This window comes from Pseudocolwellia antarctica, assembly GCF_049933045.1.
Classification (GTDB): domain Bacteria; phylum Pseudomonadota; class Gammaproteobacteria; order Enterobacterales; family Alteromonadaceae; genus Pseudocolwellia.
The window spans coordinates 2,611,837-2,625,402 of the sequence record NZ_CP187926.1; the positions used below are offsets into that span (position 1 = coordinate 2,611,837).

The window sequence follows — 13,566 nt, forward strand, 5'->3', positions numbered from 1 at the left end:
GTTACTTCTTCTCCGCAGAGTCTGTCATTAAGCCAACCGAAGGTACGCCTGCTTTCTTTTGCAATAACACCATAAGTTGAATTACAGCATCGTAAGATACTGAGCCATCGCCATTCACTACCACAGGTGTACCTGGTTCTACTTCTAAATGAGCTGCAACTAAGGTAGCTACTTCTTCAGCAGACATAGGTTCATTTTTACTTGTTCCTACGGCTAAGTAATATTTACCGTCGGCATCTACCGAGGCAACTAATGGAACTTTACTGTCTTTATCTAATGCTTCAGCATCAGCTTTAGGTAACTCTACTTTTACACCTTGGGTAATTAAGGGTGCTGTTACCATGAAGATGATAAGTAATACCAACATTACGTCGATATATGGAACCACGTTAATCTCTGAAACTTTACGACGTCTAACTCTTTTATACATAAGGTAAACCTATTGACTGATTATTCAGACGTTGATTGACGTTGTAAAATACTTGAAAACTCGTCCATAAAGTTACCGTAGCTGTTTTCTAGCTTTTCAACCTTATGGCTAAAACGGTTATATGCCATAACGGCTGGAATGGCTGCAAATAGACCCATTGCCGTAGCAACAAGTGCTTCTGCAATACCCGGAGCAACTTGTGCCAGTGTGGCATTTTCGGCTGAACCTATAGCGATAAATGAATTCATGATCCCCCAAACAGTTCCAAATAGCCCGATATATGGGCTGATAGAACCTACAGTCGCCATGAAAGGTAGACTTTGTTCTAGTTGATCAACTTCTCTTGATAATGAAACACGCATAGCGCGGTTTGTGCCATCAAGGATCGCATTAGAAGAGGTTATGTTGTTTTTTCTTAAGCGAGCAAATTCTTTGAAGCCTGAAACAAACAAATTTTCAATGCCTATTACTTTAGTGCGAGCAGATACTTCGTTGTATAACTTACCTAAATCAGCACCACTCCAAAATTTGTCTTCGAAGGCTTTTAATTGTTTTTCTGCTTCACTTAAAGCTTTTGAACGTTGGAAGATCATTGCCCAACAAGTTACTGAAAATCCCAATAAAATCAACATTACTGATTTTACTAATAAACTGGCTTGTAAGAATAAATCTAAAATAGAGATTTCAGCTTCCACTTTTTAAAGCTCCTAATATGCTTTCAGGTATAGAACATGGTTTAACACGTTGTAAATTAACGCAAGCAATACGTATTTCGGCTGTACATATTACTTGTTCATTTTTTAATATTTTTTGTTGAAATTTCAAGCTAGCGCGTTTTATTTCACTTATTTGTGAAACAACCGTTAATACATCATCAAGCTTAGCTGATGCTAGGTTGTCCATTTCAACTTTTCTAACAACAAAGCCTAAACCTTGTTCAAGAAAATAAGATTGATGTACATCTAGTTTTCTAAGCCACTCCGTTCTGGCGCGCTCAAAAAACTTCAAATAATTCGCGTAATATACAATTCCACCAGCGTCGGTATCTTCGTAATAAACACGTAATTCAAACTTGTCTTCTTTCTTTAACATTAAAAAGTAACCACTTTGTTTTGTTGTTGGGGCTAGTGTTAAAAGCTAGATAAATATTTTCATGGATATACTAATAGATATCTTATTAAAACAACAATCGTTTCTACATTTTATGACTGTGTATTTTACTGTTTATTAACAATTAAAAAAGAAAACTTTGTATCAATTTATTAATTCTGTTGAATGGGCGTGGTTTCGCATTAGTTTTTCTAATGATAAATACAAATTTAATTAGCTTGTTGTTTTTTTACTTATCGTTAGAATAGCACCTGTTCTTATCTAACAGAGATAAAGCGCTAATTACCCATACGGGTTTGACTGAACTTTATTGATGCATAGATGATTCCCTGTGATGTTTATAAACTAATTTCCCCAAAGTATAATTAGTTGGCCTGCATATTTATGTAGGCTTTTTTTTGCCTAAAAAACAGTGACCACGAATAAGGTAAAGAACTGATTTAATTAACTTTAACTCTACCCCTTTATATTCATGGTTAAAAAGAGACCGATATAATACAGAGTTCGTAAAATGCTTTATGGATCAATTATTAAATTTTATGCATGAAATTTCAGCATTTAATGTTTTTTTGAAGATATGTTTATCGGAAGTATGGAATCAAAGTTAGCTCGTACTAAAGTGTGAACCCAAATATTGTATTGAGAATTGGTTGGTGTTTTTACTAGCTTTTCTAATACTTACCTTATTATAAACTTAGCATTAATCTAATATTCCCCAAATATTCTTCTTCCACTCATCTAAGGCTTTCCTAGTACCAAGCTAATACTTATCCACTACTCGCTTGATCATTGATAAATACTCAACAGTAATTGAATTAGCTTAAGCATGTAATGAGATGAAGACTAAGTAATCATGACTTGGGCTAAATAAGCAAAACCTTGGATTAAATAATCATGACTTGGGTTAAATAAGAAAAACTAGAAAAAGTTAAATACGCGGTAAAAGATAAGATTTATAGGAAGGTGAGATAAAACTAAATATTCGATGTAACTATTCAATGTAACATTGATCAAAAGAAACAAATAAAGAGAAACAGATAAAGCTCAACAAACCTTATGTTGAGCTAAAAGACGATTAAGTTCTTTCTGGTCTGTCTAAGCCGAAATGTTGATAAGCCAAATCTGTTGCAATTCGACCACGTGGTGTTCTTTGCAGAAAGCCTTGCTGAATTAAGAAAGGTTCTAATACGTCTTCAATGGTTTCCCGCTCTTCACCTATTGCTGCAGATACGTTGTCTAAACCTACAGGTCCGCCCATAAATTTATAGATAATAGCTTCAAGCAGTTTTCTATCCATGATATCGAAACCTTGATGATCAACTTCTAACATATCAAGAGCTAAAGCTGCTGTGTTTTCGCTAACAATGCCGTTAGTTTTTACATCAGCGTAATCTCGTACACGTCGAAGTAATCGGTTAGCGATACGTGGCGTGCCTCTTGAGCGTCTTGCTACTTCAAATGCACCTTCATGATCTATAACTAAATTTAGAAAGTGAGCTGAACGTTTTACGATTTCGGTAAGGTCTTTTGTATTGTAAAACTCTAAGCGTTGCACAATGCCAAAACGATCACGCAATGGCGACGTTAATGCGCCAGCACGTGTTGTTGCACCAATTAATGTAAAGGCGGGTAAATCTAACTTGATAGAGCGTGCTGCTGGTCCTTCTCCAATCATAATATCTAATTGGTAGTCTTCCATCGCTGGATATAAAATTTCTTCTACTACTGGGCTTAAGCGATGTATTTCATCAATAAAAAGTACGTCGTTTTCTTCAAGGTTGGTAAGTAGCGCAGCTAAGTCGCCCGCCTTTTCTAATACTGGACCTGAAGTGGTTCTGATATTTACACCCATTTCGTTAGCAACAATATTTGCTAACGTGGTTTTACCTAAACCAGGAGGACCAAATATAAGTAAATGATCGAGCGGCTCTTCACGTTTAAGCGCAGCAGAGATAAATATCTCCATTTGTACTTTAACATGATCTTGACCTGTGTAATCGCCCAACATTTTAGGACGTATAGCACGATCTATGGTTTCTTCTTCGTGCATTACTTGTGGTTCAATTAAGCGATCAGCTTCAATCATTTCAACAATCTCTGTATTGGTATTTTGTGTTTATCGGAGGTAATTATATTTGCTAATTATACGACTAAATAAAAGCGTTATAACATGGCTTTTAATGAGTGACGGATAATATCTTCGCTCTTCATGCCTTTTTGGAAAACTGACTTAACCGCTTTATCTGCTTGCGTTTGAGTATAACCTAAAGAGATTAATGCGTTTATAGCATCGCCCTTCTCGTCGTTAACAAAGGTATTTTCAACGGTATTTGGTACCAAAATATTATCAATTTCTGATGAGTTAACATCAAGCTGCCAATCTTTAAGACGATCGCGCATTTCTATCAATAAGCGTTCAGCTGTTTTTTTACCTACACCAGGAATTTTAACTATGGTTGTTAAGTCGTCGTGAATAACACAACTTACAAACTGATCTGCCGACATACTAGATAAAATAGCTAAGCCTAGTTTAGGGCCTACGCCATTGACTTTGATTAACAGTCTGAATAATTTACGCTCTACTTTATTAGCAAAGCCGTAGAGTAATTGCGCATCTTCTCTTACAACAAAGTGCGTGTAAATAACGGCTTCTTTGTTTGTTTCAGGTAAGGTGTAAATACTTGTCATTGGCATAGTCACTTCATAACCCACACCATTACATTCTATTAAAATTTCGGGTGCTGTTTTTTCAAGTAACAAACCACGTAAACGACCTATCAAACTATTCTCCAGACAATTAGTTTGGCACAGAGTACCACTGTTCATATACACAGTAAATTATTTTAACTGTATATTTAAACTGAGTTTTAAAAAATGATTATCTCAGCCTACCACGTACGGTTTTAACGACTTGTCCTGACATTTTACTGAGAGATTCGTAACTATGGGCATGACATAAAGCAATAGCTAATGCATCAGCAGCATCTGCTTGAGGTGTACCTGGTAATTTTAATAAGGTTTTTACCATGTGTTGCACTTGGCTTTTGTCAGCTGCGCCTGTACCTACAACCGATTGTTTAATTTGTCTGGCTGAGTATTCTGCTACAGGCAAGCCTCTACTAGTTGCTGCAACTATGGCTGCACCTCGCGCTTGTCCTAATTTAAGTGCACCACCAGGATTAACCCCCATGAACACTTCTTCTATAGCAAATAGTTCTGGTGAGAATTGTAGAATAAGTTCAGAAACGCCAGCAAAGATGGTTTGAAGACGATCACTAAAGGCATTATCGCCATCTTCTTTTGATGTGGAAAAGGCCTTAATACAGCCGCTACCAAGGTAAGTTAACTTGCGACCTTCTTTTTTTATAACGCCGTAGCCAGTGATCCGAGAGCCTGGATCTATGCCGAGAATAATAGACAAATTTAAACCTGATTATTATATTTATGAATGACGGAGTTTATCAGTTTTCATTCGTATTGTTGTAAATTTTATATGCCCATCAAACGCTCTGGCTAAATCGAGTTATTGATCTTAACCTTGTTATTATTTAGCGAAGTTCTTTGTAAGCATTTTATATAAGTCTCGTTGCACAATAGGTTTAGCAACATGTGCATTGAAACCAGAATTTAAATAGTGCTCAACTTCTTTTTTCATTACATTGGCCGTTAAAGCGATAATTTTTATTTCTCCGTCAATATAGCGGATTTCTTGACAAGCTTGCACACCATCAAGCTCTGGCATTTGTATATCCATTAAGATAATGTCGGGATGTGTCTGCTTATATAACTCTATTGCCTCAAGTCCATTTTGCGCGATAACAACTTTAGCTTTTGTTAATTCAAGCATTTTTGTAACAACCTTTTGGTTAATACGGTTGTCTTCAGCAACGAGTATTATTTTATCACCTAAATCAGGGATAACCATTTCATCTGCAGCTAATGCTTCGCTCGTTTTACTTATTTGATTTTCAGCTTTATGAATAGGTAAATATACGGTGAATGTTGTACCGCTACCAAGTTTACTCGTGACTTCAATTTCACCTTCCATTAACTCTGTTAGGTCTTTTGATATTGCCATGCCTAAACCTGTCCCGCCATATTTCCGAGTCGTTGAAGGGTCTGCTTGAGTAAATTGTTGAAAAACTTTACTTACCGTTTTTTCGTCCATGCCGATGCCGGTATCTTTAAGTGATAAGCTAATACCTTCATTCTCCTCCTTGGGTACTGATACAGTAAGGGTAATAGAGCCTGCTTCAGTAAATTTAACCGCATTCGATATTAAGTTAGCAATTACCTGTTTTATACGAATTTGATCGCCTATCCAATAAGGTTGAATACCTTCTTCAATATGTGTTTCAAAATTTAGACGCTTGCTCTGGGTTAATGGGCTAAAATTACTTTCAAGTTCTTTAATAAGTTCGGTCAAATTAAAAGGATGCGCTTCGAGCTCTATTTGCCCTGCTTCTATTTTAGAAAAATCTAAAATATCATTTACTATTGTAAGTAAGTTTTTGGTAGATGATATTGCACTTTCTACCAACTCTGCGCCATTTTCAGATAACTTTTCATTTTCTAATAGTTGCAGCAATCCATAAATCCCATTCATGGGTGTTCGAATTTCATGGCTCATATTTGCAACAAATAAGCTTTTTGAATTATTAGCGACTTCAGCTCTTTCTTTTTCTTGTTCTAAAAGATCGTTTTGTGAACTTACGATGGTGTTTTTCTGGACAAGATCAATATTTAGAGATTGTAAAGCTGAAGTTTTTTCTTGAACTATTTTTTGCAGCTTACGGTTAAAAATCATAAACACCATTAATACTGTAATAAAAAAACCTACAATACCAATTACATAAAAGCGATTAATGCCATTATCAGCATTCAAATAATCATCTAAGATCAAACCATCTAAGGTTGTATTAACATCAACTAAACCTAGTTCTCGATATATTTGAGCAATACGAAGAAAGCGATTTTTAGAGACTGAGCCGATAGGAATAACTTCTGAGTGCACTAGCTTTCTTGTTTTAGCGGCTTCTTGCATCAATACCGCTTTATCAGTTTTAACACCATATTTATTAATGATTAAATCAACAGTGTCTTCTTGATATTTCAGAGCATACATCCAACCTTTAATTGTTGCTTCCATGAAGGCTTGTGCTCGCTCAGGGTATTTTTCTACATATTCTTGAGAAGTAAAAACCATGTCGCCATAAAAGTCGATACCATAATTTCTCGGGTCAATAATAGTAACTTGATGACCTTTATGCTCGTAATATCCGGGCTGGTTAGTTACATAAACTGAAAACGCATCAACATCTGAATTGAGTAACATGTCGTTATCAAATGAAAAAGGTATGTAATTATAATCTTTTTCAGTTATACCTGCTGCTGCAAGTAATGCCGTAATGGAGGCTCCATCTATGCCTTTTTGGAAAGATATGTTTTTATTGATTAAGTCTTCAGGGCTTCTAATATTAGCATCAGCCAGCGCCATTAAAACTAACGGACTATGCTGGTAAATAGTACCTAAAACAACAACAGGTTTTTTTTGTAAACGGTGTAATACAATACTGGAGTCGGTTATACCAAAAGTAGCTCGTTTATTGAGTACGTCATCAATTGGGCTCGTTTTTCGATTACGCTCTTGAATATCAACATCAAAGCCTAGCTCTCTGTAGTAACCTTGCTCTTTGGCTGCATAATATCCTGCAAATTGAAATTGATGCACCCACTTTAATTTTAATATAACTTTTTCATTAGCATGAGCCAGTGAAGTTATACCAAATCCAATAAAAATGATTAGAGCGAAAAGTTTGATAATAAGACTACTTATAAGTATAAACCTAAGACTTTAATCATATTTCAATATTCAGTACTTGCAAGTTTATATTCAATAAGAACCATTTATTTCGGGTCTGTTGATCTTTCAAGGCTATTTTTACAGCAAGGTGTTTGATATTTAGACAAGGCAGAGTCTGTGACGTGTAGCTAGCTACTCGAACAGATGATAACGCCCTGTCTATCCAAAGTTAGGAATTTCAAACACATGCTGCCCTTCGGGTTCATTTAAAACGAATTTACTCATTGCTGCCTACATGGAGTCCGTACTTGGGTTATGTTGGAACGTATAACCCTTGTTCGCTTTTTTAATACGACTGCATGGATGCAGAAGGTAGGGCGACTCAGGAGACAAAGCCGAGAATAACTATTAGACAAAGTTCACATCGCGATTAAATCCGTTTTAAATTGAATAAAATTTAACCCTGAAAGATCAACAGACCCTAATAAGAAAGTAGAAAAGCAGGTCAAAAAAAACCTGAATATACAATATTCAGGTTTTTCATTTATTTAAATTCAATACACTGTTTAATACAGAGATTAAAAACTAAAGGATTAATCTTCAGTTGGGGCTTTAACTTCTTTTGGTAACGTTGCAATACCTAACTCAACAAGTTGTGCTGGATTTGCATGACCAGGTGCATTCGTTAAAGGACATGCCGCTGTTGTTGTTTTAGGGAATGCCATTACGTCTCTGATAGATGTAGTACCTGTCATTAGCATAACTAAGCGGTCTAAACCAAACGCTAAACCAGCATGCGGTGGAGCACCGTATTGTAATGCTTCAAGTAAGAAACCAAATTTCTCTTGAGCTTCTTCGTCGCTAATACCTAAAATTCTGAATACTGCAGCTTGCATGTCTTGATTATGGATACGAACAGAACCACCACCTAATTCACAACCGTTTAATACCATGTCGTATGCATCCGATAATGCGCCAACTGGATTAGCTTCAAGTTGTTCAGCAGTTAAGTTAGTAGGTGCTGTAAATGGATGATGAATAGCGTGCATGTGCCCGTCTACTTCTTCAAACATTGGGAAATCAACAACCCATAACGGCTTCCATTCACCTTGAAGTAATTCTAAGTCTTCACCTAATTTAAGACGTAAAGCACCTAAAGATTCAGTAACCACGTTGTATGTGTCTGAACCAAAGAATACGATATCGCCATCTTTAGCATTAGCTCTATCAAGTAAAGCGTTGACAGATTCTTCAGTTAAAAATTTAAGGATTGGCGATTGTAAACCTTCAAGCCCTGCAGCTCTGTCGTTTACTTTTAACCAAGGCATACCTTTAGCGCCGTAAATACCTACAAACTTAGTTAAGTCGTCGATGTTCTTACGTGAGAATTTAGACGCGCCATCAGGAACACAAATTACTGAAACACGACCCTTAGGATCATTAGCTGGACCTGAGAACACTTTGAATTCAACGTCTTTTAAAATATCAGCAACGTCAACAATCTCTAATGGATTACGTAAATCAGGTTTATCAGAGCCAAAACGTGTCATCGCTTCTGAATATGCCATACGTGGAAATTCACCTAAATCTACATTAAGTAGTTTTAAGAAAAGCTCACGGATCATTTTTTCAGTAACAGCCATTACTTGATCAGAAGACATGAATGACGTTTCAATATCTATTTGTGTAAATTCAGGTTGGCGATCAGCACGTAAATCTTCATCACGGAAACATTTTACGATTTGGTAATAACGCTCCATACCAGACATCATCAACAATTGTTTAAATAATTGTGGTGATTGCGGTAAAGCAAAAAATTGACCTTTGTGAGTACGACTTGGTACTAAGTAATCTCTTGCGCCTTCAGGTGTTGCTGCCGTTAGAATAGGTGTTTCAATGTCTAAAAAGCCTAAGTTTTCTAACGATTCACGCACTGTAGCGGTAACTTTTGCTCGGAAACGTAAACGTTCTGTCATTTCAGGACGACGTAAATCTAAGTAACGATATTTTAAACGTTGCTCTTCAGAGTTTGTTTGATTTGAATCTAATGGTAATGGAGCTGCTTTGTTTAAGATGTTTAGTTCTAAGCCTAAAATCTCAATAGCGCCAGTTGCCATATCTTTATTGATTTGACCTTCAGGACGTGCGCGAACTTTACCTTTAATTTGGACACAAAATTCGTTTCTTAAGGTGTTCGCCTTAGCGATAACTTCTGGTAAGTCTGGATCATAAACAACCTGAACCATACCTTCTCTATCTCTTAAATCTAAGAAGATAACTGCGCCTAAATCACGACGGCGATTAACCCATCCACAAAGAGTAACTTCTTGACCAACATGAGATTCGTTAACCTCACCACAATACATAGTACGCATTTAGCAATTCCTGAGCATTTGCACTTGTGATTAATTCACAAGCTAATGAATATAAAAATTGGCGATATTATATAGTACTGAGAGGTAATGTCACCTCTGAGGCACTAATAAATATATAGCCATTGCCAATCAATTTATCTATTCAGAGTGCTTGAGCGATATCAAATTAAGAAAACACTTTGCAATAATGCTTATTCCCTTATAAAAAGCGTTAATGAAGAAGATAGTTTTACTCAAACACTTCTTCGATAACGCTATAGAAATGCAGTCAAATATTGATCTGTATTAATTAATCATGGTGTGTTTATGGTTTGCCTTATAAATTTCGGTTAAAATACTTGTTATACCGCTATTTTTTCAAAGATTGCTAATGACAAATTCTGATACTGATCTTATTTTCTCAAGTAAAAAATCTCAAATAAAAGACTTTGCCTTTGATGAGCAAGTTGTTGAGGTTTTTCCTGACATGATTTCTCGCTCTGTGCCTGGTTACAATACTATTATTAATACTATAGGTAATTTGAGTCATCAATATGCACAAGCGAATACCAATATATACGACTTAGGTTGTTCGTTAGGCGCTGCAACAATCGCGATGAAGAAGTCAATCGTGCAAAAAAATTGCTCAATTATTGGTATTGATAATTCTTCAGCTATGGTTGAGCGTTGTAAAATGCACGTTAACGCATTTAAAGGTGTGTCGAATGTAGAGATTCGTGAAGGTAATATTTTAGAGACTGAAATTAACAATGCCTCAATGGTAGTTCTAAACTTTACCCTACAATTTATTGAGCCTGAAGTACGCCAAAGCTTAATTCAAAAGATTTATGACGGCTTACAACCGGGTGGCATTTTGGTGTTGTCTGAGAAATTAGAAGCTGCCGACGATGTTTGTAATGAGTTGTTGATTGATTTACATCATGATTTTAAACGAGCCAATGGTTATAGCGAATTAGAAATAGCTCAAAAAAGAACGGCGTTAGAAAATGTTATGCGCCCAGATAGTTTAGAAGTTCATTTGTCTAGACTTAAAGATTCAGGTTTTAATCATGTTAATCAGTGGTTTCAATGTTTTAATTTCATGTCACTTGTTGCAATAAAATGATCTCTTTCAATAAATTTTACCAACTCATCGCGCAAAATCGTTTAAATTCATGGCTTAATGTTTTACCTGCACAATTAACCGCTTGGCAAAAAAGTGAGCTGCACGGTGAGTTTTCTCACTGGGAAAAAACCTTAGATGCTTTACCTAATACTTCGCCCTCTTCAATCGACTTAAGTAATAGCGTAACCATTGGCGCTGAAAGCGATATTAATAACGGTGAATTTAAACGTATTGAAAACTTACTAAAAAAGTTTAAACCTTGGCGTAAAGGTCCATATCATATTCACGGATTGCACGTAGATACAGAATGGCGTTCAGATTTTAAATGGGATCGACTAGCTCCACACATTAGTAATTTATCAAACCGATATGTTTTAGATATTGGCTGTGGCAGTGGTTATCATTTATGGAGAATGCGAGGCGAAGGCGCTAAGTTTGTTGTGGGTATTGATCCTACACAATTATTCTTTATGCAATTTAATGCCGTTAAGCATTTCGCACAAGACGATAGCGTACACCTTTTACCTTTAGGTGTTGAAGATTTACCTGAGCTAAAAGCCTTTGATACAGTTTTTGCTATGGGTGTGCTTTATCACAGAAAATCACCTATCGATTTTTTATACCAACTAAAATCTCAGTTGGTTAAAGGTGGCGAATTAGTATTAGAGACCTTAGTGGTTGATGGTGATATTAATACCGTTTTAGTACCAGGTGAACGTTATGCGAAAATGAGAAACGTTTGGTTTTTACCAAGTTGTGACGCTATGGTGGCTTGGATGGAACGTTGTGGATTTAAAGATATTAAGGTTGTAAATACTGACGTTACCGCTTTAGACGAACAACGAAAAACCGATTGGATAGATACTGAATCGCTAGAAGACTTTTTAGATCCTAACGATCCAAGTAAAACTATTGAAGGCTACCCTGCTCCGAAAAGAGCTATTTTTATAGCACGTACTTAAACAATAACTTGTTGATGGGTTTCGGCTCATCAACTTTTCATTATTTACATTTATTAACCTTCCCCTCCTAACTGACTCTCCTGTAAACAGTTTTTATGCAATTAACCTGAACTCGGGATAATGTTTTTTGTAGTCGTTGATTTATAATGATTAGATAGTTTAATTAAGCTCATAATGTTGGAATTTATTTGTATAACAAGGCATTTTTCTTGACTAATAGCTGGCTATTAGCAATAAAAATAACGACGTTAGACGATTAAATAACAATATTAGGCATAATCATTTATTCAGAGTTGAGGTTAATTAGCTCTTTAAGCGTTAAGCAACATCGTATAAAGTTAATTTGTATGATTAAAAGCCTATAATTCATCAGCTATAAACTAAAGTAAGGGAAATAATGGAATCACCTTGGTTAGAAAGACGTCAGCTAAGTATGACAAAACGTCAGCATGATCATCGCTCACCTTTTCAAAGAGATAGAGCCAGAATATTACATTCGGCGGCTTTCAGACGTTTGCAATCTAAAACTCAGGTGATGGGCAGTGGTCAAAACGACTTTTATCGCACCCGTTTAACTCACTCTTTAGAAGCTGCACAAATTGGCTCAGGTATAACCTCTCAATTACGTTGTAAATATCCAGACGAATGTAATAACTTACTCCCTGAAGATGATACTTTAATCGAATCGATATGTTTGGCACACGACATCGGACATCCACCTTTTGGTCATGGTGGAGAAGTTGCTTTAAATTACATGATGAGAAATCACGGCGGCTTTGAAGGTAACGGACAAACCTTAAGAATAGTCGCGCGTTTAGAACCTTTTAGTAAAGATTGCGGGATGAACCTGACTCGCAGAAGTTTATTAGGCTTACTTAAATATCCGCAAACTATCGACAACTTACATACTTCAGAAAGTCAGCCTGATCCTACCTCGTTTAGGCAGTTAAAAGCTTCGCAATGGCATCCACCAAAAGGTATTTATTCTGATGATTTAGATATTTTAGCTTGGGTATTACAGCCTTTGTCAGAGATGGACAGACAGTTATTTCAACAAATATCACAGCAAGAAAATAGACATAATAAAACAAAATTCAAATCTTTTGATTGCTCGATTATGGAGCTAGCTGATGATATCGCTTATGGCATTCATGATTTAGAAGATGCCATAGTCACAGGTGTAGTTAACCAAACTGACTTTGATAACCAAGTAATAGAGAAGCTTAAAGCCTTAGATAATGAATGGCTGACCCTTTACTGTAAGGATTTATCAAGCAAACTCTTTAGCGAGCACTTTTATTTACAAAAAGAAGCTATTGGCGGCTTAGTTAACTATTTAATTACTGAGATTGTATTAGTAAATTTAAATGACTCTGAATCATTAAATTTTGCTGAGCCCTTATTACAATTTAATGCAAAGCTGCCAGAAGTAGCTGCTAACGTACTACAAATATTTAAAGACTTTGTATTTGAGTTTGTAATCAAGCAAACCAGCATTCAACGTATTGAATATAAAGGTCAACAAATAGTGATGGAGTTGTTTGAAGCATTCGAATCAGACCCTTTACGTCTGTTACCTAAATCAACAGCAAGTAGATGGCAACATGCGATAGATAACAACTTAAACGCACATCGTATTATTGCTGACTATGTCGCGGGTATGACAGATGATTATGCGACTAGGTTGTATCAAACTTTATTTATTCCGATGACACAGAATAATCTTAAAGATAATAATACTTAGCCTCAGTAGTTAGTCTGAAAAGTTAAGCTCGTATCGA

The 13,566-nt window shown here is 36.0% G+C and carries 11 protein-coding genes; 3 read left to right on the plus strand and 8 right to left on the minus strand.

Translation table 11 applies throughout. The annotated features are described in order from the left end of the window. Position 1 precedes the first annotated feature (1 nt). The 8 genes from tolR to aspS all read right to left on the minus strand — a co-directional run bounded on the left by tolR (position 2) and on the right by aspS (position 9,718). Positions 2-430, minus strand: coding sequence for a protein TolR (tolR, locus tag ACPUVN_RS11275; RefSeq protein ID WP_426360229.1), 429 nt, complete (start codon positions 428-430; stop codon positions 2-4). A 20-nt stretch (positions 431-450) separates the two neighbouring features. Further along, a complete protein-coding gene (tolQ, locus tag ACPUVN_RS11280) occupies positions 451-1,125 on the minus strand; it encodes a protein TolQ (protein ID WP_426360228.1) in 675 nt (224 codons plus the stop codon). Further along, entirely contained in the window at positions 1,115-1,522 is a 408-nt protein-coding gene (gene ybgC, locus ACPUVN_RS11285) for a tol-pal system-associated acyl-CoA thioesterase (protein ID WP_426360227.1), read from the minus strand. The genes tolQ and ybgC overlap by 11 nt, the downstream gene beginning before the upstream one ends. Positions 1,523-2,615: 1,093 nt before the next feature. After that, positions 2,616-3,626 carry a Holliday junction branch migration DNA helicase RuvB gene (ruvB, locus tag ACPUVN_RS11290; RefSeq protein WP_426369125.1) on the minus strand — a complete coding sequence of 337 codons (1,011 nt, stop codon included), beginning with the start codon at positions 3,624-3,626 and terminating at the stop codon, positions 2,616-2,618. A gap of 77 nt (positions 3,627-3,703) precedes the next feature. Further along, positions 3,704-4,321, minus strand: coding sequence for a Holliday junction branch migration protein RuvA (gene ruvA / locus ACPUVN_RS11295; RefSeq protein WP_304369832.1), 618 nt, complete (start codon positions 4,319-4,321; stop codon positions 3,704-3,706). A 97-nt stretch (positions 4,322-4,418) separates the two neighbouring features. Beyond that, the gene (gene ruvC / locus ACPUVN_RS11300) at positions 4,419-4,961 is read right to left on the minus strand and encodes a crossover junction endodeoxyribonuclease RuvC (RefSeq protein ID WP_426360225.1); all 543 of its coding nucleotides are present in this window, start codon (positions 4,959-4,961) and stop codon (positions 4,419-4,421) included. 123 nt (positions 4,962-5,084) lie between these two features. Continuing rightward, a complete protein-coding gene (locus tag ACPUVN_RS11305) occupies positions 5,085-7,271 on the minus strand; it encodes an ABC transporter substrate-binding protein (RefSeq protein ID WP_426369126.1) in 2,187 nt (728 codons plus the stop codon). Positions 7,272-7,936: 665 nt separating this feature from the next. Continuing rightward, positions 7,937-9,718, minus strand: a complete 1,782-nt coding sequence (aspS, locus tag ACPUVN_RS11310; RefSeq protein WP_426360223.1) for an aspartate--tRNA ligase — start codon at positions 9,716-9,718, stop codon at positions 7,937-7,939. A 370-nt stretch (positions 9,719-10,088) separates the two neighbouring features. Between aspS and cmoA the strand changes: the two genes are divergently transcribed. From cmoA to ACPUVN_RS11325, 3 genes are all read left to right on the plus strand, one after another. Continuing rightward, on the plus strand, positions 10,089-10,823 hold the full coding sequence (gene cmoA, locus ACPUVN_RS11315; RefSeq protein ID WP_426369127.1) for a carboxy-S-adenosyl-L-methionine synthase CmoA: 735 nt from the start codon (positions 10,089-10,091) through the stop codon (positions 10,821-10,823). Next, complete coding sequence (gene cmoB, locus ACPUVN_RS11320) at positions 10,820-11,785, plus strand: tRNA 5-methoxyuridine(34)/uridine 5-oxyacetic acid(34) synthase CmoB (protein ID WP_426369128.1); 966 nt, start codon at positions 10,820-10,822, stop codon at positions 11,783-11,785. Before cmoA ends, cmoB begins: the two co-directional genes overlap by 4 nt. 394 nt (positions 11,786-12,179) lie before the next feature. Next, positions 12,180-13,529, plus strand: coding sequence for an anti-phage deoxyguanosine triphosphatase (locus ACPUVN_RS11325; RefSeq protein WP_426360550.1), 1,350 nt, complete (start codon positions 12,180-12,182; stop codon positions 13,527-13,529). The last annotated feature ends 37 nt before the right edge of the window (positions 13,530-13,566 follow it).